This window comes from Chryseobacterium sp., from assembly GCF_029240215.1.
GTDB lineage: Bacteria > Bacteroidota > Bacteroidia > Flavobacteriales > Weeksellaceae > Chryseobacterium.
Map to the genome: position 1 here is coordinate 499248 of NZ_JARBTK010000001.1, position 19979 is coordinate 519226.

Sequence of the window (19979 nt, forward strand, 5' to 3'; positions counted from 1 at the left end):
AAAGCCTTCCGATTTGGAAGGCTTTGTTTTTAATATAGCATATTATGTTTGTCATTCCGTAGGAATCTCTACAGTATTTTTTAATTCTTTAGTTAGATGACAAAGATTGCGATTAAGTTTATCTAAGCTGAATTTCTACTCGCATTAATATTTCCAAAAAGTGATCTCGTCACCAGTTTTTCATACGCAGCTTTATTACCTTCGCCTTTTTGAATTTTCATTAAAGCATATTGCTGAATACTTAATAAAGGAAGTACAATTTTCTCACGAATTTTCACTGATTTTCTTGATAACGGATCTTCTTCCTGAAGTATTTTAAAACCTGTCAGTTCAAGCATAATATCTTTTGAAAGATTGTATTCGCTGAAAAGTACATTCCAGAATTCACCGAATTTAGGATTGTCTTTAATATAATAGGTTAATGGGAAATAAGATTTGTTCATACTCATCATTGAGTTCAACACCAAAGTTTTAAAGAAATCTGAACCTTTGTACAATTCTCTTACCTCATCAAATCTTCCTTCTTCTTTCAACTGCTGCATCGCAAAACCAAAACCGAAAAATCCCGGAACATTTTGTTTCAATTGTGACCAAGATCCTACAAACGGAATAGCTCTCAAATCTTCAAATTTCAATTCATTTCCTCCACCACGTTTTGAAGGTCGGCTTCCGATATTGGTTTTTCCGTAATATTCTAGCGTACTCATCTCCTGGAGATAAGGTACAAACATCGGATGAGCTTTTAGATCTGAATATTTTTTATAACTGATATTCGCCAGTTCAATAATTAATGCTCTTTCTTTTTCCGTTAAATCTTTTTTGGAATTTTTAAACACATCATTTTCAACTCCTGCAGTCAACAATTGTTCAAAATTGAATTTCGCCTGTTCTTTATTCCCGAAAATACTTGTAATGGTTTGTCCCTGAATTGTTAATTCAATTTTATTATTGGCAATTGTTTTCCCTTGCGAAGCATAGAAATCGTGTGTTTTACCGCCTCCTCTTGCTGGCGGACCTCCTCGTCCGTCAAAAAAGACCACTTTAATTCCGTTTTCTTCAGACAATTTGGTCAAAACTTCTTTCGCTTTATAAATTTCCCAGTTGGCTTTCAGATAACCTCCGTCTTTCGTTCCGTCTGAGAAACCGAGCATAATCGTCTGCTGATTTCCTCTTCGCTCTAAATGTTTTTGATAGATTGGGTTTTGATACAATTCGGTCATAACGCTTTCTGCATTATCAAGTCCTTCCATCGTTTCAAAAAGCGGAACAATATCCATCTCTATTTCTTCATCTTTGTAACCTGAAATTTTGAAAAACGCATATACATTCATTACATCTTTCACTGCATCAGAATTGGAAATAATGTATCTGTTCATCCCACGGTTTCCGTTGGCTAACTGAATATCTTTCACCTGAGCAACATTGATTAATGTATCTTTTACAATATCTTCAAACTGATCTGCATCTATTTTTTCTGAAAGCTGAATAAGTTTATTGAATTTCTCGTCGTTACTAATTTCAGAATTTTCACCAAATTTCGCATTATAAACATCATCAATTACCTGCTGATGAATTCTGCTGTCTTGTCTTATATCTAATGTAGCAAAGTGAGTTCCGAAGATCATCACACGGTCTTTAAAATTTTGAAGCAAATCGAGAAACAGCGAATTGTGCTGCTCAATCAATATTTTTTCAGCTTCATTCAGCCTTTTAAGAATATCTTCCGCTGTGATTCTTTCATTTCTGAAAATGGCAGAGTACAATTCAGTGCTCAGCTGTGCAAAAACTTCAGAAACTCCTCTGAAGCTTAGTCTTCTTCTTACATCTTTTAAATTTCCGTAATAGGATTTTAAAATTGCAGAACGAAGTTCTTCCGAAACTCTTTTCGTAACATCTGCCGTCACAAAAGGATTTCCGTCTCTGTCACCTCCTGGCCAGAAACCAAGCTGAATCAGATCTTCATGCAAATGAAAGTGTCCGTTTCCGAAAGTTTTTTTAATTTTAGTAAACAGTTCCCCGATCGTATCGTAATACACGTATCTCAGGTAATGAATAATGCTCAAAGCCTCATCAATAGGAGTTGGCTTTTCTTTATTTACAAAAGGTGTTTTACCCAATTGCTGCAAAAGCATATCGATGTTGGTAATAGAATCATCGGTAATCGATTTTCTCAGATCATGCAAAATTCTCTGCACCGAGCTTGGATAAAACTGTGTCGGGTGTGCTGTGAAAACTACTTTCACCGTAAAATCTCTCAATTTTTCACGCACTTTTTCAAGTTTATGATCCTGCAAAGAACGCTCAAAAAGATTGGTCACCGTTCCACTGTCGCTTTCAGAATGTAGGCTCGGAAATGCAGCATCTTCGATACTGTCAAACAAAACCACCTGCCTTTCAATATATTGAATGATCTTAAAGAGTAATTCAAGCTTCTGCTCTTCGGTTTGTAAATCGGTATGATTTGTAAAAAATTCTTCCACAATCTGTTCAGGAGTTTTTCCTGCCTGATAACCTTCTTTACTTTCTTCATAAAGAAAAGGAAGAAGCATCCCGATATTGGTCATTTTATCATAAGGCAAACTCATAAATAATGAATTGTAGATCTGAAACTTATTTTCTACAATCTGCCTGAATTTTTCTGCGCGCTGGTCGTGTATCATCTAACAAATGTAATAGATTTTAAATTTAATTGCGAGTGATCGGCTTTAAAAAAATGTGAAATTTTAATTTATTTAACAAAACATTTTGATGTTAAATGCGTTATTTTAAATAATTAAGCTTATTTTTATATAATTAACGGTATACAATCACCTATTATGAACGAGAAACCTTTAAAAAAGCAAAGCATTGATGAATTGTATTACAACGAAAAGAAGACGCAAAGAGATTTTATAAGAAATTCAATTGTGATGATTTTTATCATCGGTATTTCTATCTTCATAACTTCAGAAAAAGGATTGGGATTCTTTACTTTCTTTCCTGTCTTTTTCAGCTATTCTATTTTGTCTGCTTTTTTTAGATTAAAGAATATCCGGGAAGAGATAAAGTCCAGACTTATACATTTAAAGGAATAATTCTTTTCATTTTTTTCAACAACAAGGGAGTTTTTATTCTTTTTTTATCGAGATTTTTCCTATTTTTGTTTTGCCAAATTCAAAACAGATAATATATGATGTTTAGGAAAATCTTATACCTATTTGCTATAACTCTATTTTTAATTTCCTGTAAAGACGATATTACACTTCTCCCGGAACTGTTACTTTAAATTTATTAATTCTCAAGGCAAAAACCTTATAGAAACGGCAGTCTGCTAGCTTTTGCCATTTCGGAAAATGCAGGAAAAGGGAATTATTATGGGGTACGGCTTAAGAAAACTGACAATCATAAAGTTATTCTCAGAGATGTCGGATCTTTCAACGGAACAAAAAACTATAGGCTTGTCTCCGGAATCAGATTTTAAATTTTTCGATCCGCTCATCCAATGTCACTACAGAATGTGATGGATTTCAGATTGACCAGATAGAATTTGACAGCATCATCGCAACAAAAGAAAAATGATTACTACAGAATAATTTAGAATAAAACAGACTACATGAAAAACAATAAATTATCAGATCTTAGCTCAGAACAATTAGCTTCAAAAAAGAAAACGATGACCGGTGCAATAATTGGTCTAAGTATTGTATTGTTTATCGCATGCTCTATTCTATTTTATCTTGCAGTTACTGACAAAAACATCACTCTCATTCCCATTGCCATTTGTTGTTTATTGACTCTTTTACCAAGTTTTATAGGAATGAGTCAGATCAATGCAGAGATAAGATCAAGAAAATCAAAGTATACTAAATGAGAAATGCATTAATATTGGTTTGGACTAAGCTTTATAAAATAAACAATAATATCTACTACCATTGAATTATATTAAAACAACCCATGCTGTAAATATTATAAAACATTCGTTTTCAACCACATAAATACAAATTACACATTATTTATTCATTAAATAGGGATTTTCACTTGATTAATATTAATCTTTTTTCGTAACTTTGTCTTTTAAATTATCTCACAAATGCAAAAGAAAATCTTTTCGGATCAAACTCTAGAAGAACTAAAACGTACTGAAAAAAAATATCTTTCAATAGTAAAATTCCACATCATTTCATTTTGCATCCTCGTTGGAATTGCTGCTTATATAACAATTGAAAATGACTTTAGTATCTACACTTTTTTCCCTTTGCTTTTTACGCCAATCTATATTTATTCGCTCATTAATCTGAAAAAAGTAAAAGCTGAAATTAAGACAAGAACGGCTTATATCTTTATACAAAAGAAAATACAGGAGAATAAATAAAAGCAAAACATTTTATGATTGATGAGAAACAATTCAGGCATATTCTTCCATATTATATTTGGAGTAATCACTTTTACTCTGGGAGTGTATTATCTGAAAAACCTTCTTTTTTTATCTTTAATTTTTTTCATTGCTACAATTGCCAATATTCTGTTACTCTACAGGGAATATCAAATTCGGGTTTCTCTGATGAACAATCTAAACTCACTTGAAATTCAGGAAGAGCTACAAATCAAAAACTCTAAATCTATTTCTGTAGTTACATCTTTAAGTTACTTAATCTTTATAATAGTCTGCATTTTTTTCTTAAATCTTCTTCTGAAAAATCAACCAGAAAGCTTAACTACATTCGCAATTATGCCGATTGGGACCATACTGTTTTCTCTGATTATGATATTTTTGGAAATAAGAAAAATGAATTCTATAGTTATTCAAATCAATAAAAAAGGAATACAAACTTATAAAAGAGCATTAATGAATTGGGATGATATAGAGAATGAAAAGATTATTTCCAGAACTTTCACCGCCAAGGAATCAAAACATGATTTCAAGAATGAAATTAATTATTTATTTTTCAATTTTAGAGATGAAAGAATTGAGATAAAAATTGATGATCTTGATATCACTGATTCTGAACTCAACCATTATCTTAAAATATATCGTGAAAGTTTTAATCAGAGACAACAAAACATATCTAATTATAAAGTTCATTAATATTTCCATAGTTTAAATAAAATTCAATCATCTAAATTTTAAACTTTCATTAACTGAAATTTCGATAATCAATGCGTAAATTTGGTTTAAAATAAATTTAGAACAATGCTTAATTTCGAGTTAAAAAATCCAACAAAAATACTTTTCGGAAAAGGTGAAATTGCCAAAATTTCAAAAGAAATTCCGAAGGATGCTAAAATTTTAATGATTTACGGAGGCGGAAGCATCAAAAGCAACGGCGTTTACGATCAGGTAAAAGATGCCTTGAAAGATCACAATCTTCAGGAATTCGGTGGCGTTCCCGCCAATCCTGAATATGAGGTTTTACTGAAAGCTTTAAGTTTCATTAAAGAAAATAACATTAATTATCTTCTCGCAGTTGGCGGAGGTTCTGTAATTGATGGTGTAAAATTCCTTTCTGCTGCAGCAAATTACAATGACGAGCCTTGGGAAATCCTGACAAAACCGGTAAGAACTCTGGAAGGTGAAGGGATGCCTTTCGGAACCATTCTTACTTTACCGGCAACAGGTTCTGAAATGAATTCCGGATATGTCATTTCGAGAAGAGAAACTAACGAAAAATTATCTTCGGGTGGTCCCGGATTATTTCCTCAGTTTTCCGTTTTAGATCCTGAAGTAATCAGATCCATTCCAAAAAAACAAATTGCCAACGGAATTGCTGACGCATACACTCATGTTTTAGAACAATATATGACTGCACCATCATCTGCAGATCTTCAGGAAAGAATTGCAGAGAGCATTTTGATTAGCTTACAGGAAACGGCACCAAAGGTAATGTCTGAAGATTTTAACTATGACGCTGCAGGAAACTTTATGTGGTGCTGCACAATGGCTCTTAACGGGCTGATTCAAAAAGGAGTCATCACAGACTGGGCGGTTCACGCAATGGGTCATGAGTTAACTGCTTACTACGGAATTGATCATGCAAGAACGCTCGCCGTCATTGCACCTTCCCACTACCGCTATAATTTTGAAACTAAGAAAGAAAAACTGGCTCAATACGCTGAAAGAGTCTGGAAAATTACCGAAGGAAGCACAGAAGAAAAAGCTGAAGCTGCAATCAAAAAGCTTGAAGAGTTTTTTCACAGCCTTGAAATTCAGACTAAGCTTTCAGATTATACTGACGATTTTCAAAATACTGCTGAACGTGTCGAAAAAGCCTTTACAGAAAGAAACTGGGTTGGTTTAGGGGAATATAAAAAGCTGACCCCGCAGGATGCTTATAAAATTGTCGAAATGAGTTATTAAATCCTGAAACCTTAAGTAGAAGTGAGAAGTCTTCGGATCTTTGAGTCTATAAAACCTAAAGTTTCCAGACTTTTCTTCTTCCGTTATCACTGTTTTAACTTGAAAAATTATCTTTTTTATAAACATTAGTTTAAAAAACCTAGATTTCATTATAAATATTTGAAATTTATTTATATTTTAGCATCTTAAATATGTGAAAATGAAAAAATACCTACTTTTATTTGCCTTTTCAGCCTTAGCGCTTAGTTCATGTGAAGATGATGATGTCGAAGGTTTTGAAATGGACATGCTAAAAGGTGAATGGAAAGAAACAAAAGAAGAAGTAATTTCCGGAGCTGACAATAAAACGGTACTTAATACTGTAGTACCTACCGGTTGCAGCGCAAAAAGCACAACAGAATTCAGGATAGATTATTACGCTGCATACACTGCAGTTACCGGAATAGGAGCTACCTGTACAAGTGCAAAAACAGAAGGAACTTATACTTATGATGCCGAAAAAAAGATTTTAGTGATCAAATATAATAATGATAATGATAATGAAAGACCTTACAGAGTCGATATACTCAGCAACAGCGAACTGAGGTTGATGGAAATGTTTGACAGTATAGATTACAACGGAGATCAGAAGATTGACTTTGTTTACAGAAGTTATAAAAGATAAAAACCACTTAACTCCCGAAAATTTCGGGAGTTTTTTCTTATATTTATTTCTAAAAAATTTAGAGAACAATGAAGAAGATTTTCGCAGCATTTCTATTGCTTGCCTTTACCTTTATTTTTTCACAGGAAAAAAAGCCGATGTTTTGGCAAGACATTCAAAATTTTAAAGTAGCTGACAGACAGTCAGTTCCACCCAAAAATGCTATCCTATTAGTAGGAAGCTCATCTTTTACAAAATGGCAGGATGTCTCGGAATATTTCCCGGGCAAAATGATTATCAATAGGGGATTTGGGGGTTCAAGACTGACAGATCTAAATTATTATTCTGAAGACTTGCTTAATCCTTATCAACCAAAGCAAATTATCATTTATTGTGGCGAAAACGATTTTGCTGACGATGCCCAACTGAAAGCAGATGTGGTAGTTAACAGATTCAAAACATTTTACAGAAAAATACGTGAAAAGTTTCCGAATATTGAGATTGATTACATTTCGATAAAATATTCTCCGAGCCGAGAAAAACTTTGGCCTCAAATGAAAGAGGCTAATAAAAAAATTGCAAAATTTATGAAGAAGGAAAAAAATGCCGAGTTTATTGATATCACCAAAACAATGAATGATGCAAACGGAAACGTAAGAAAAGACCTTTTTGTAGAAGATATGCTCCACATGACTCCGGAAGGTTACAGACTTTGGGCAAATGTTATGAATCCTTATATGAAATAATTTTTAACCATGATAAAAAAACAACTAACCATTTTAATTACTGTACTAATTTGTTGTTTAGGTTTTGCACAACAAAACGTAGACAATAAAAAATTAATCAAGGAACTTTCTGAAAACGCCTGTAAATGTGTGGATTCCATAGAAATGTTCAACAGAAATAAATCTGATGTCATAAAAGATGTTCATGGTTGTATTGACAAATATACAGGAGCTTTACAGTTAGGATCTCTTCTCTCAAGTGTTGATGAATTGTCAAAAAACGCACCGGAAGTCAATGGTAAAAAACAAGTAAATCTAAACTTTAATACGGATAAAGATTCTAAGCAATATACAGAAAGCTATAATGAGATTGAACGTTATATGATGAAGAACTGCCCAAGTATAAAAAAAACAGTAAATGTGGCAGAAAGCAAAATAGAAAAAGTCACTAAAAATGAAGAGGCTTTAGAATTTTATCAAAAGGCACTTAACGCATCAGAAAAAGAAGATTGGGCAGAAGCTATAAAAAATTACGAAAAAGCGGTAAAAAAAGATCCATCTTATACCTACGCATGGGATAATTTGGGTGTATGCTACAGGAGAGCCGGAGAATATGACAAAGCTTTGGATGCCTATAAAAAATCTCTAAAAGTAGATCCGAAGGGAAAGATGCCTTTGCAGAATATTCCGGTAATATATATCTACAAAAAAGAATATCAAAAAGCTATTGATGTATATTTAGAATTAGACAAGGTATATCCCGGAGATCCTGAAGTATATTATGGAATTGGTAATATTTATTTTTCAGGAATAAAAGACGATGAAAAAGCATTAGATTATATCTGTAAAGCCTACAGAATTTATACTAACCAAAAATCTCCCTACCGAACAGATGCTGAAAGCATTATATCTTCAATTTATAAAAGTATGAAAGAAAAAGGACAGGCTGAAAAATTTGAGGGAATTCTGAAAAAAAATAATATCGAGTTCAATTAAACAAAAAACGATTCCAAATTGGAATCGTTTTTTATTATTTCTTTCTTTTCGACTTAGATATCGATTTCTGTTGCGCTCTGTTGGCTCCGAATTTTTTAGGAGCTTTTCTTTTTGAAGGACCTCCCCAGTTTTCTTTTTTGTTTTTGTCTTTCTTTTCGTGAAAAGCACCACCACCATCAAAAAGTTTAACCTGAGCCGGATTTTTCATAATAATCAAATCTTCTTCAGAAGCAATCTTTTTAGGATTGATTTTCACTTCGGTCGGGAAGTCAATATATCTTAATTCTTTATCCATCAGTAATTCGATGTCAAGAACCAAAGTTTCTTCTTTTTTCGCCACAAAAGTAATGGCTTTACCGTCTTTATCTGCTCTACCCGTTCTACCAATTCTGTGAATATATTGTTCCGGAACTTCAGGAGTTTCAAAGTTGATAACGTGGGTAATATCTGAAATATCAAGACCTCTTGCCATAACGTCAGTCGTTATCAGACCTCTGATTTCTTCATTCTCAAAACGCTTCATCGCTTTCAGTCTGTAGTTTTGAGATTTGTTGGAGTGAATCACGTCAAACTGATCGGGGAAAAGCTCATTGATCTTTGTAAATAACAAGTCTGAATGCTTTTTGTTATTGGCAAAAATCAAAACTTTGGACATATCTTCATTGCTCTTCAGCAAATGTTCAAGTAAATTGATTTTCGTGTTGAAATTTTCAACTTTGTAAGCAGTCTGCTCAATTTTTTCAAGCGGAGTTCCCGATTTTGCTAATGAAATTTCAATAGGACCTGCAAAATACTGATCCAGCATTTCGTCAACGGCTTCTGTCATGGTTGCAGAGAAAAGAATATTCTGTCTTTTCTCTCTCATCATTTCGAAAATATGCGTTAACTGAGGTCTGAAACCTAAGTTCAGCATTTCGTCAAACTCATCAATGATCAGTTTCTGAACTTCTCTCAGGGAAATTGCATTATCAATCGCTAAATCCATGATTCTTCCAGGAGTTCCAACTAAAATATCACACCCATCGTTGAATAGAAGCTTTTGGGTATTGATATTCTTTCCACCGTAAATCCCGATTACTCTTGCAGTAATGTTTTCTGTCAGTTTTTCTACAATTTCTGTTACCTGAACTACCAATTCTCTTGTAGGAACCAATACAACGACCGTAGGATTTCCGTTTTTATTATATTTCCAGGTCTTTAAAACCGGTAAAAGATAAGCTAAGGTTTTTCCTGTTCCCGTCTGTGCAATTCCCATCACATCTCGTCCCGAAAGGATCGGACCTATACTCTTCTCCTGAATTGGAGTAGGCTCAAATAAATTTAAATCAGCTAAAACATCAAGAACTTTAACCGGAAGGTCAAAATCTGCAAAAGTGAGTTTTTCCATTTTGCAAAGATAGGCAATTAATTTGGTTGTGGATTATTGCAGAAATTTGAAGGATATAGGATAAATTATAGTAATTTTTATGCTTATTTTTTACGTCAAAAATTAACAGAATGTTTGTCATTCAGTAGGAATCTAAGCAACTAAAAAAAATTCTGTATTGGGATTCCTCCAGAATGACAAACTAGCTGGCAATTTAACTATAAATTTGTATATAAATCCTATTTCCTTGTAATTCTCAATAAAAGAATAATCACCAACAATACTGAAAACACAAACCCTAAGATAGCAACCAAAGACATCTCCCCTATTCTCGGTCCGGATTCTGAAACAAAAACAATCGCCGTTGCAATAATGTTGGCTCCCAAGATCATTGCTAAAATTAAATTGATAATACTTGATTTGATCAAATTGTTGGTCTTTTCAATATTTTTAATTTCACTCGAAATGGTAAACTTATTATCATCCAGTTTCTGCAAAACGGAGCGAAGTTCTTTCGGAATTTCATCTACATTATCGGTGAAGGTCATCATCTTTTCCATTCCGGTTTTAAGAAGTTTTTTCGGACTGATCTTTTTTGAAAGAATCTTTTTTGTGTACGGATGAAGACTTTTTACAATATCAAGATCGGGATTTATGGTTCTTCCGACCCCTTCAATCAAACCAATTCCTTTAAATAAAAGATAAAAATAATCAGGCATATACAACTGATTATCCTTTAAAACATCTTTCATCTTATTAATGATGATATGCGGATCGATGTCTTTCAGCGAAGTGCTGTGAACAAAATTCAAAACTTCCTCGACATCATTTTCAAATCTTCTTTCATCAGGAATCTCATAACTGACCGCCATTTTCTTAAGATATCTTACGATCTTATGGGAGTTTTTAGCGACAAAAGCAACAATCAGACTTTCAAGAATTTCTTTATCATTTGGCTGAATTTTTCCTACTGCACCGAAGTCGATGAACACCACTTTTCCATCTTTTTTCACTAAAATATTTCCGGCATGAGGATCTGCATGAAAAAAACCGTAATCTAATATCTGAGACACAAAAAGCCTTAAACCAACCTCAGAAACAACAACCGGATCTATATTGTTGTTTATTAATTCGACTTTGTCAGTTACTTTAATTCCGTCAATAAATTCCATACAAAGGACATTATTGTTGGAAAATTCGTCATAGACAACCGGAACGTAAGTTTCTTTATTATTTTTAAAATTTAATGCAAACTGATGAATATTGTTTCTTTCATTGACCAGAGAAACTTCCTCTAACAAAGACTTTTCGAAAGTTGCGATCGCTTGTTTTAAATTTAACTTCGAACCAATTTCTGAATACGTCGAAATCAGTTTTACCAAATCTTTTATGAGAAGTAAATCATCTTCAATGACACTGAGAACATCGGGTTTTTTGATTTTTAAAATAACTTCTTCACCTGTTATTAAGGTCGCTTTGTAAACTTGAGCTATAGAAGCTGTCGCTAAAGGTTTTAGAATAATTTCAGAAAAATGTTCTCTAACAATAATATTAAATTCGTTTTCCAGGATTTCCTCAACGTTCATGTCGATCACTTCTACTCTGTCCTGAAGTTTCTGCAGTTCCTGAATCAGTTCAGGTGGAAGCAAATCTTCACGGTTGCTGAATGTTTGTCCAAGTTTTACAAACGTAGGTCCCAATTCTTCCAAAACCAGACGGATTCTTTCGTACACCGTTCCTTTGGAAATAATTTCTTCAGATGGCGCAGAACTTTCTTCCGGTTTTTTGCCCATTCGTGCGATCATATCTTTAAACCCGTATTTGCTTAAAACGGATATTAATTTGGCAGATCTTTTCAGCTTTCGCTGTTGCTTGTCAAACATAATTTTGAGAATGAATTGAATTGCAAAGTAAGTTCAAAAATTATTCCTATTGAAAATAGATTTTGGAAAATAAATTATTTAAATTTAAAAATTCTTTTTTAAGATCTAATGACAAACAAAATTAAAAATTTCGAAAACTATCAAGTATATTTCATTCATTGTAATGAAGAAAATAATCAAATTTATATTTATTACAAAAAAGAAGGATTTCATTCACAAAATATGATAGATGTTTTTTGCGGTAAAACTGAATCATTACTTTACAAAATTGAAATACCTCAAATTAATTTTAATATTGTCACCGATCTAAAATTCAATATTGAGACACAGGAGTTTGTTATATGTTACTTCGAAAAAATTGCAATTCACAATCTAAGTGGAAATCTAATCTGTTTATCAAATATTGACGGAGTAATAAGTTCAAAATATTATAATAAAAATGAAATTCTTCTTGAGATTTATGAGCCTTCTTCCAATCGGTCTTTAGGACTTTTTAATACTAAAGATAGGACTTTAAAAAAATATGAATTAGAAAGTATTGGCCACTATAATCGAAATTTCACTATCGAAAAAACTAATAATTTGTTATTTGGTTTATGCAATGCATATGAAAATAGGATGTATTTACATTTATTAGATTTAAAAAAAGATTCTTTGAAAATTATCTGCGAAAGTGGTCTGTACTGCCATAGAGATGAAATAGAAAATGCTTATATTGAAATAAACAGTTTAGGCGATGAATATATTTTCGTTGCTAATGACGACTACGAAAAAATGACTGTTTGTATTTATAATATTTATGATCAAAAAAAGCCATTGCGAGAAATCCGTATTGGAAAGGAGAAATCGCCGATGCTACATCTTTTGTTGGATAAATATTTAGTGATTGAATATGAAGATAAATTTGGAATATTAGATCTTCAAATTAAAGATTCGTTATATAACACCAGCAGTAATACTTTCAAGTTTTTTGATAAAGATGTTAAGATAAAATTAGCAACTTTAAAAAAAGAAGGAATCATTGTATATATTTTCAATAATGAACTTCAAGTTTATAAAATTAGTGACGAGCCTTTAGAAATTACAGAGGAAAGAATATTAAAAATGAAAGAATTCATTGATAGAGTGTGGAATTATGAATTTTTGATGGCGGATATTGATGAGTTTTATTAATATTAATATAAGTCTATTGTCTAATAAGATAATGATCATCTTTTAAGAATTTTTGTATCCATCAAAATTATTCTGCGAAAACATACTCATCATAATGTCCTAAAAATTTCACATTAGAACCCAACGAAATGATCTCATCAATTGCATTCTGAGACAGAACATTGTGCCATTCACTTGCAACATTGATGAAGAAAAAATAATTTCCTAAACCGGTTTTCAGCGTTCTGCTTTCGATTTTTGAAAGATTCATTTTTCGCCAAGCGAAGACAGACAAAACCTGATGAAGACCTCCTGCCTGATCTTCAGGAAGTGTGATAATTAGAGATGTTTTTTCAGAAGTTTTGGGTAGCGGAAGTTGTAACGCAGATTTTTCTTTTGAAATCACAATAAACTTGGTGTGATTTTGTTCAAAATCCTGAATATTTTCATGAATGATTTTTAAACCATATAATTTGGCAGAATATCTGTTAGCAATTGCAGCCCATTTTTCTTCTGGGTTTTCAGAAACTAACTTTGCAGAAGCTGCAGTAGAACTAAAATCCTGCGATGGAATATCTTTAAAATTGTCATATCTGAAATGAAAAGTCTGTGCTAAAGCCTGCGGATGGGAAATGACTTTCTCAAAAACTTCATTATCCGGATGAATCATCAAGTGATGAGCAATCGGCATCACAAGCTCAGTTTCTATGAAAATGTCAAATTCATACAGATAATCAAGTGTCATTGAAACAGTACCTTCAATTGAATTTTCCAAAGGTACGACTGCTTTATCTACTTCATTATTTTTCACCGCATTGAAGCAATCTAAAATACTCGATTGTGGAATCAATTCTTCATTCGGGAAAATCTGTGATGCTGCCAACTGCGTGAAACTCGCCTGTGGACCGAGGTATGCTATCTTCATTGAACAAATTTAGAAAATATTGACTGAATTGATGACATTGGACTAAGTAAAAACTAATATTAATGTACTTTCAAACAAAAAGTTTCTATTGCCACAAATGCACGAATCTATAATGAATAATGGTTTTGCTTTTTAATGAAGAAATTTTTGCATTGCTTCGCAAGTTCGAGTAAAGCTTTCGGGTTGAAACCCAAAAAACCAGCCTCGAAAAGCTGGTTTATATTTAATTTAAATCAAGACTATTCCCACTCAATGGTTGCAGGTGGTTTGCTTGAAATATCGTAAGCTACTCTGTTGATTCCTCTTACCTCGTTGATAATTCTGCTTGACACAGTATCTAAAAACTCGTAAGGAAGTCTGCTCCACGTTGCCGTCATGAAGTCGATAGTGTTTGCCGAACGAACTACAGCTGTATATTCATAAGTTCTTTCGTCACCCATAACTCCGACAGATTTTACCGGAAGTAGAACCACGAATGCCTGAGAAACTTTCTCGTACAAATCATTTTTATATAATTCTTCGATGAAAATATCATCCGCTTCTTGTAAAATTTTCACTTTTTCAGCATCTACAGCACCCAAAATTCTGATTCCTAAACCAGGACCAGGGAAAGGATGTCTGTGTACCAAATGATGAGGAATACCCAATTCTTCACCCACTTTTCTTACTTCATCTTTGAATAATTCTCTCAAAGGCTCTAGTAACTCAAACTCCATTTCTTCCGGAAGTCCGCCCACATTATGGTGAGATTTGATTACTGCTGAAGGTCCATTTACAGACTGACTTTCGATCACGTCAGGATAAATTGTACCCTGAGCTAAGAATTTAGCACCTTCAATTTTATGAGATTCCTCATCGAAAACGTGGATAAATTCGTTTCCGATAATTTTTCTCTTCTGTTCAGGATCGTCGATTCCCGCTAATTTTGATAAGAATCTTTCTGAAGCATCAACAAGTTTAATGTTCATATGGAAATGCTCACCGTAATTTTCCATTACTTTTACATCTTCATCTTTTCTTAAAAGTCCGGTGTCTACGAAGATACATTGCAACTGATCGCCAATTGCTTTGTGAATCAAAACAGCAGCAACAGAAGAATCTACACCTCCTGAAAGACCAAGAATTACCTTGTTGTCTCCTACTCTTTCTTTGATTTCTTCAACTGTTTTTTCGATATAGTTCGTCAGTTTCCAGTTTTTTTCTGAATCACAGATTGCGAAAACAAAGTTCTCCAACATTTTTCCACCTTCTTCTGTATGAGAAACTTCCGGGTGGAACTGTACGCAATAGATTTTTTTATCTTCATTAGAAATCGAAGCGATTACACCGGATTTTGCATTCAATTCAAAACCTGGAGGCAACATTCCCACTTCGTCGAAGTGGCTCATCCAAACTACAGAATTCTGAGCAACACCTTTTAATAAAGAACTTTCTTTTACAATATCTAAATGTGCTTTCCCGTACTCTCCTTTTACACCTTTATGTACCGTTCCACCTAAAAGATGAGCTGTAAGCTGCATTCCATAGCAGATTCCCAAAACAGGAATTCCCTGTTCGTATAATGCTTTTTCAACCAAATGAGCATTTTCTGCATTTACAGAACTTGGACCTCCCGAAAGGATGATTCCTTTTGGCTGCTTTTCTAAAATTGTTTCTAATGGTGTATTGAAAGGTAAAATTTCGGAATACACACCCATCTCACGGATTCTTCTTCCGATAAGCTGATTGTATTGAGATCCGAAATCTAATATGATAATACCGTTGTTCATTTTTTGAATGATGAGTTATGAGTTATAAATTATGAGTTAACTTGATTTTAATAAAGTTTTTAAGAGCATTTATCATCCCGTAGGAATCTAAACTTCTAAATTTTATCATCATCGTAGAGATTCCTACGGAATGACAAAAATTGTTTTATGTAAAATCAGAATTAAACTCAAATATTTTTTGATTAATCTTATTCTGGTTTTGATAAAGCCCAATCCTATTGATAAAATTTTTACAAAAAAAGACTTGGAAATTAATCCAAATCTTTTTTCGTGATTTATTTAAAATTTCCCAATGTCTTCTCTGTAGAAACTGTAATCGAAATGTACGTGAGCGGCATCTTCATAAACTTTCTTTCTAGCTTCATCGTAAGTAGCTCCTGTTGCAACAACATTCATTACTCTACCGCCGTTAGAAACCGTTTTATCACCTTTCTTAATAGCTCCTGCACACAACACCTGGCTGTATTTTGCTTTTTCTATACCTGTTATTTCAAAACCTGTTTCGATATTTCCGGGGTAACCGCCTGAACACATTACCAAGCAAACTGCTTTTTCGTCTTTGAATTTAAGATCTAAATCTTTTCCGTTCATACAGTCGTTGATCACGTCTAACAGATTGTTTTCCATTAACGCCATCAAAACCTGAGTTTCAGGATCTCCGAATCTCATGTTGTATTCTAAAAGATACGTTCCGTTTTTAGTCACCATCAATCCGAAGAAAATGATTCCTTTAAAACTGAAACCTTCAGCTTTAAGACCTTTCAACGTAGGCTCTAAAATATTTTTTTCAAAATCTGCAGTATGTTCAGCTGTAAATTCCGGACTTGGTGCTACAGAACCCATCCCACCTGTGTTTGGACCTTTATCACCGTTTCCTACTTTCTTATAATCTTTAGCAGCAATACAAGGGAATATTTTTTCACCGTTTGAAAATGCAATAATTGATGCCTCAAAACCTTGTAAAAATTCTTCAATAACCAAACGTATTCCTGCATCCCCATAAATTCTACGGATCATAAAATCATGGATGGTAGCTTCAGCTTCTTCGATAGTGTCACAAATAACAACCCCTTTTCCACCTGCTAAACCACTTGCCTTAATTACCAAAGGATATTCCTGAGTCTGTACATAGGCTTTTGCTTCGTTGTATGAATCAAATACCACAGCTTTCGCCGTTTTGATATCATAGGTCTGCATAAATTTCTTTGAGAATGCTTTACTTCCTTCAAGACTTGCTACTTTCTGGTTCGGACCGAAAACTTTAAGATCATGTTTCTTAAATTCATCCTTCAAACCAGCAACTAAAGGAGCTTCAGGACCAACGATTGTAAGATCTACCTTTTCTTTAATTGCAAAATCTCTTAATTCTTTAATCTCCGACATATGAACATTTTGCCCGATTGCATCAGTAGATGCGTTTCCGTTGGCAAAAAACATTTTAGTAACTCTGTTGTCTTTTTGAAGTTTCGCTGCCAGTGCAGACTCTCTTCCACCTTCACCTATGATTAATATTCTCATACTTTATTTATTTCTAGTCTAGTTTACAAATATATAATTTTGAATGCTATAAATACAATCTCAAATTACTATTTTAATTCAATTTTAATGAAAGAAATGTCTTACACCCGTGAACATCATTGGGATTTTGTGTTCGTTGGCAGCATCAATACTTTCCTGATCTTTTACACTTCCTCCAGGTTGGATAATCGCAGTAATACCTTCCTGAGCGCAGAAATCTACCACATCACGGAAAGGGAAAAATGCATCAGAAGCCAAAACTAAATCTCCTGAGAATTTCTCTTTCGCTCTTTCGATTGCCTGTTGAGTCGCCCAGATTCTGTTCACCTGACCTCCACCGATTCCGAAAGCCTGAATACCGTTTGAAACAACGATTGCATTTGATTTTACATATTTTACTACTCTCTGAGAGAATAATAATGCTTTTTTCTGCTCTTCTGTTGGTTGAGTTTCAGTAACGACTTTAATATCTTCTGAGAAAATACTGTCGTTATCCTGAACCAAGATTCCACCGTCAACTTTTACCCAAGTTTGCTTGTCTGAAACCGGATTAACGATTTTTATAATTCTTAAATTTTTCTTTTTTCTTAAAACTTCCAAAGCTTCTTCATCAAAGTCAGGAGCCATTACGATTTCAAGGAATGTTTTGTTTAATTCTTCAGCCGTTGCAGCGTCAATTTTGAAGTTGGCAGCAACGATTCCACCGAAAATAGAAACAGGATCACATTCGAAAGTTTTCTTATATGTTTCTAAAGCTGAAGTTCCGATTGCCACTCCACAAGGCGTAGAATGTTTTACTGCGCAACAAGCCATCTCGTCTTTAAATTCAGTAACCACTTTCCAGCAAAGATCCATATCACGAAGGTTGTTGAATGATAATTCTTTACCTCCTAATTGTTCGAAATCTTTCATCGCACCGTTTTCAAAAGTTGAAACGTAGTACGCTGCAGTCTGATGCGGGTTTTCACCATATCTTAGGTCTGAAACTTTCTTGTAAGAAGCGCTTAAATAATTTGGATAATCTTCTTCTAAAAGCATTCTTGAGATTGCCGCATCGTAAGCCGAAGTAAGATTAAATACTTTTCCTGCTAATCTTTTACGGGTTTCGATGAACGTGTCACCGTTTTGTTCCATTTCGATTTTTACTTTTTCGTAATCTTCAACATCAGTAATTACGGTCACAGAATCGAAATTCTTAGCTGCCGAACGAAGCATTGAAGGACCTCCGATGTCGATGAATTCTACTTTTTCGTGTAATGAAATGTCTTTATTAACATTTTCAAAAAACGGATACAAATTCACAATCACCATGTCGATCAAACCGATATTGTGCTCCTGAACGGTTTTCATGTGTTCTTCGTTTGAACGAACTGCCAAAAGACCACCGTGAACTTTCGGGTGTAAAGTTTTTACTCTTCCGTCAAGCATTTCAGGAAAATCAGTTACCTCATCGATCTGGATTGGATTTAAACCAGCGTCTTTCAAATGTTTGAATGTCCCTCCTGTAGAAATCAATTCATAATTCTGGGATTCTAAAAACTGTGCAAATTCTGTTAATCCGCTTTTGTCAGAAACACTGATCAAAACTCTCTTGCTCATAGATTTTTTCATTTTTTTTAAGTTCAAACCGCAAAAAAATTGCGGTTTTTCCCTCATTTTACTTGCCCTTTCGAGGCTTTTCACTTTTTACTTTTTACAGTTATTTCAAACTGTAGACCGGTTCTTTCACCTCCGATCTTACTTTACTTAGATTTTTTTACTTTTTCGAAATATTCTTTATTCAATCTAAGTGTGTCTTTATATTTAATGTAACATTAATTTTGTATAAAAGCATTTGCTTTGTTTAGATTCCTACGGAATGACAAAGTGAATGTTTTTTATTTTTTCCTGAATACTTTTGTTTACAAAAGCGTTTTACTCAGATAAGGTTGATGTTTTAAACCACCCCGTCAAAAATTCTTTGAATTTTTGACACCCCTCCAGAGGAGGGGAATTTTTGTATCTCTAATAATTAGCTTCTAATTATTTCCTAATACTTTGTTTATTGCTATTGGGAAAATTTCATATTCAATTTTATGAACTTTTTCTGCTAATGTTTCGGGAGTATCGCTTTCTGTGACTTCGAATGATTTTTGAAGAATTGCTTCTCCTTCGTCAATTCCTACGGTTACAAAATGGACGGTTGCTCCGCTTTCTTTTTCTTTAGCTTCGATAACTGCATTGTGAACATGATGTCCCCACATTCCTTTTCCACCGTATTTTGGAAGTAAGGCCGGATGAATGTTGATGATTTTTCCTGCCCAACTTTCCACGAACTCAGGTTTGAGGATGGATAAAAACCCTGCCAACACAATCAAATCTGTATTTTCTGGGATAATTTTACCTAATTCGCTGCTGAAGTTTTTCCCTCTCGGAATCAACGCAGTTTCTATGTTGTGGTTTTTTGCTCTTTCAAGTCCATAACATTCTCTGTCGGCAACAACTAAGGATACTTTTGCATTCTGGATTTCTCCGCTGTCAATGGTATCAATAATTCTCTGAAGATTGGTTCCTGAACCTGAAACTAAAATGACAATATTTTTCATTTAAAAACTACTATTGCTAAAATGTCTTCTTTCCTAGCCCCGATTGAAGCGGTATCCTTTTGTGTAGCGAAGCGGAACAAAAG

16 protein-coding genes are annotated in these 19979 nt (G+C 33.6%); 8 read left to right on the forward strand and 8 right to left on the reverse strand.

Annotated features, from left to right (window positions below; genetic code table 11):
* Window positions 1–122: 122 nt before the first annotated feature.
* Window positions 123–2660, reverse strand: a complete 2538-nt coding sequence (locus K0R77_RS02225; protein ID WP_300346794.1) for a phosphoenolpyruvate carboxylase — start codon at window positions 2658–2660, stop codon at window positions 123–125.
* A 932-nt stretch (window positions 2661–3592) separates the two neighbouring features.
* Here K0R77_RS02225 and K0R77_RS02230 point away from each other — a divergent pair.
* The 7 genes from K0R77_RS02230 to K0R77_RS02260 all read left to right on the forward strand — a co-directional run bounded on the left by K0R77_RS02230 (window position 3593) and on the right by K0R77_RS02260 (window position 8698).
* Window positions 3593–3850, forward strand: a complete 258-nt coding sequence (locus K0R77_RS02230) for a hypothetical protein (protein ID WP_300346797.1) — start codon at window positions 3593–3595, stop codon at window positions 3848–3850.
* Between the two features lie 219 nt (window positions 3851–4069).
* Window positions 4070–4351 (forward strand): hypothetical protein, encoded by a 282-nt coding sequence (locus K0R77_RS02235; RefSeq protein ID WP_300346800.1) that lies wholly within the window; start codon window positions 4070–4072, stop codon window positions 4349–4351.
* 189 nt (window positions 4352–4540) lie between these two features.
* A complete protein-coding gene (locus K0R77_RS02240; RefSeq protein WP_300346803.1) occupies window positions 4541–5065 on the forward strand; it encodes a hypothetical protein in 525 nt (174 codons plus the stop codon).
* A gap of 105 nt (window positions 5066–5170) precedes the next feature.
* The gene (locus tag K0R77_RS02245; RefSeq protein ID WP_300346806.1) at window positions 5171–6334 is read left to right on the forward strand and encodes an iron-containing alcohol dehydrogenase; all 1164 of its coding nucleotides are present in this window, start codon (window positions 5171–5173) and stop codon (window positions 6332–6334) included.
* 199 nt (window positions 6335–6533) lie between these two features.
* Window positions 6534–6998, forward strand: coding sequence for a lipocalin family protein (locus K0R77_RS02250; protein WP_300346809.1), 465 nt, complete (start codon window positions 6534–6536; stop codon window positions 6996–6998).
* A gap of 68 nt (window positions 6999–7066) precedes the next feature.
* Window positions 7067–7723 (forward strand): GDSL-type esterase/lipase family protein, encoded by a 657-nt coding sequence (locus K0R77_RS02255; protein WP_300346813.1) that lies wholly within the window; start codon window positions 7067–7069, stop codon window positions 7721–7723.
* A 9-nt stretch (window positions 7724–7732) separates the two neighbouring features.
* Window positions 7733–8698 (forward strand): tetratricopeptide repeat protein, encoded by a 966-nt coding sequence (locus K0R77_RS02260; RefSeq protein ID WP_300346816.1) that lies wholly within the window; start codon window positions 7733–7735, stop codon window positions 8696–8698.
* Between the two features lie 34 nt (window positions 8699–8732).
* On the opposite strand, the gene K0R77_RS02265 is transcribed toward K0R77_RS02260, so the two are convergent.
* Together K0R77_RS02265 and K0R77_RS02270 are read right to left on the reverse strand one after the other, a co-directional pair.
* A complete protein-coding gene (locus K0R77_RS02265) occupies window positions 8733–10085 on the reverse strand; it encodes a DEAD/DEAH box helicase (RefSeq protein ID WP_300346819.1) in 1353 nt (450 codons plus the stop codon).
* Between the two features lie 218 nt (window positions 10086–10303).
* Window positions 10304–11947 (reverse strand): AarF/UbiB family protein, encoded by a 1644-nt coding sequence (locus tag K0R77_RS02270; protein ID WP_300346822.1) that lies wholly within the window; start codon window positions 11945–11947, stop codon window positions 10304–10306.
* 108 nt (window positions 11948–12055) lie between these two features.
* Between K0R77_RS02270 and K0R77_RS02275 the strand changes: the two genes are divergently transcribed.
* Window positions 12056–13120, forward strand: a complete 1065-nt coding sequence (locus tag K0R77_RS02275; protein WP_300346824.1) for a hypothetical protein — start codon at window positions 12056–12058, stop codon at window positions 13118–13120.
* Window positions 13121–13187: 67 nt separating this feature from the next.
* On the opposite strand, the gene pheA is transcribed toward K0R77_RS02275, so the two are convergent.
* From pheA to purN, 5 genes are all read right to left on the reverse strand, one after another.
* Complete coding sequence (gene pheA / locus K0R77_RS02280; protein ID WP_300346827.1) at window positions 13188–14024, reverse strand: prephenate dehydratase; 837 nt, start codon at window positions 14022–14024, stop codon at window positions 13188–13190.
* 239 nt (window positions 14025–14263) lie between these two features.
* Window positions 14264–15793 (reverse strand): glutamine-hydrolyzing GMP synthase, encoded by a 1530-nt coding sequence (guaA, locus tag K0R77_RS02285; protein WP_300346831.1) that lies wholly within the window; start codon window positions 15791–15793, stop codon window positions 14264–14266.
* 279 nt (window positions 15794–16072) lie between these two features.
* The gene (purD, locus tag K0R77_RS02290; RefSeq protein WP_300346834.1) at window positions 16073–17311 is read right to left on the reverse strand and encodes a phosphoribosylamine--glycine ligase; all 1239 of its coding nucleotides are present in this window, start codon (window positions 17309–17311) and stop codon (window positions 16073–16075) included.
* An 84-nt stretch (window positions 17312–17395) separates the two neighbouring features.
* Window positions 17396–18910 (reverse strand): bifunctional phosphoribosylaminoimidazolecarboxamide formyltransferase/IMP cyclohydrolase, encoded by a 1515-nt coding sequence (gene purH, locus K0R77_RS02295; protein ID WP_300346838.1) that lies wholly within the window; start codon window positions 18908–18910, stop codon window positions 17396–17398.
* A gap of 419 nt (window positions 18911–19329) precedes the next feature.
* Window positions 19330–19896, reverse strand: a complete 567-nt coding sequence (gene purN / locus K0R77_RS02300; RefSeq protein WP_300346840.1) for a phosphoribosylglycinamide formyltransferase — start codon at window positions 19894–19896, stop codon at window positions 19330–19332.
* Window positions 19897–19979 lie beyond the last annotated feature (83 nt).

Bases quoted from the DNA above. Each gene is read 5' to 3' on its own strand.
- pheA (WP_300346827.1), bottom strand. From the start codon at position 14,024: ATGAAGATAGCATACCTCGGTCCACAGGCGAGTTTCACGCAGTTGGCA.
- K0R77_RS02245 (WP_300346806.1), top strand. From the start codon at position 5,171: ATGCTTAATTTCGAGTTAAAAAATCCAACAAAAATACTTTTCGGAAAA.
- purN (WP_300346840.1), bottom strand. From the start codon at position 19,896: ATGAAAAATATTGTCATTTTAGTTTCAGGTTCAGGAACCAATCTTCAG.
- purH (WP_300346838.1), bottom strand. From the start codon at position 18,910: ATGAGCAAGAGAGTTTTGATCAGTGTTTCTGACAAAAGCGGATTAACA.
- K0R77_RS02260 (WP_300346816.1), top strand. From the start codon at position 7,733: ATGATAAAAAAACAACTAACCATTTTAATTACTGTACTAATTTGTTGT.
- K0R77_RS02275 (WP_300346824.1), top strand. From the start codon at position 12,056: ATGACAAACAAAATTAAAAATTTCGAAAACTATCAAGTATATTTCATT.
- K0R77_RS02225 (WP_300346794.1), bottom strand. From the start codon at position 2,660: ATGATACACGACCAGCGCGCAGAAAAATTCAGGCAGATTGTAGAAAAT.
- K0R77_RS02240 (WP_300346803.1), top strand. From the start codon at position 4,541: ATGAACAATCTAAACTCACTTGAAATTCAGGAAGAGCTACAAATCAAA.
- K0R77_RS02250 (WP_300346809.1), top strand. From the start codon at position 6,534: ATGAAAAAATACCTACTTTTATTTGCCTTTTCAGCCTTAGCGCTTAGT.
- K0R77_RS02255 (WP_300346813.1), top strand. From the start codon at position 7,067: ATGAAGAAGATTTTCGCAGCATTTCTATTGCTTGCCTTTACCTTTATT.
- purD (WP_300346834.1), bottom strand. From the start codon at position 17,311: ATGAGAATATTAATCATAGGTGAAGGTGGAAGAGAGTCTGCACTGGCA.
- K0R77_RS02265 (WP_300346819.1), bottom strand. From the start codon at position 10,085: ATGGAAAAACTCACTTTTGCAGATTTTGACCTTCCGGTTAAAGTTCTT.
- guaA (WP_300346831.1), bottom strand. From the start codon at position 15,793: ATGAACAACGGTATTATCATATTAGATTTCGGATCTCAATACAATCAG.
- K0R77_RS02230 (WP_300346797.1), top strand. From the start codon at position 3,593: ATGAAAAACAATAAATTATCAGATCTTAGCTCAGAACAATTAGCTTCA.
- K0R77_RS02270 (WP_300346822.1), bottom strand. From the start codon at position 11,947: ATGTTTGACAAGCAACAGCGAAAGCTGAAAAGATCTGCCAAATTAATA.
- K0R77_RS02235 (WP_300346800.1), top strand. From the start codon at position 4,070: ATGCAAAAGAAAATCTTTTCGGATCAAACTCTAGAAGAACTAAAACGT.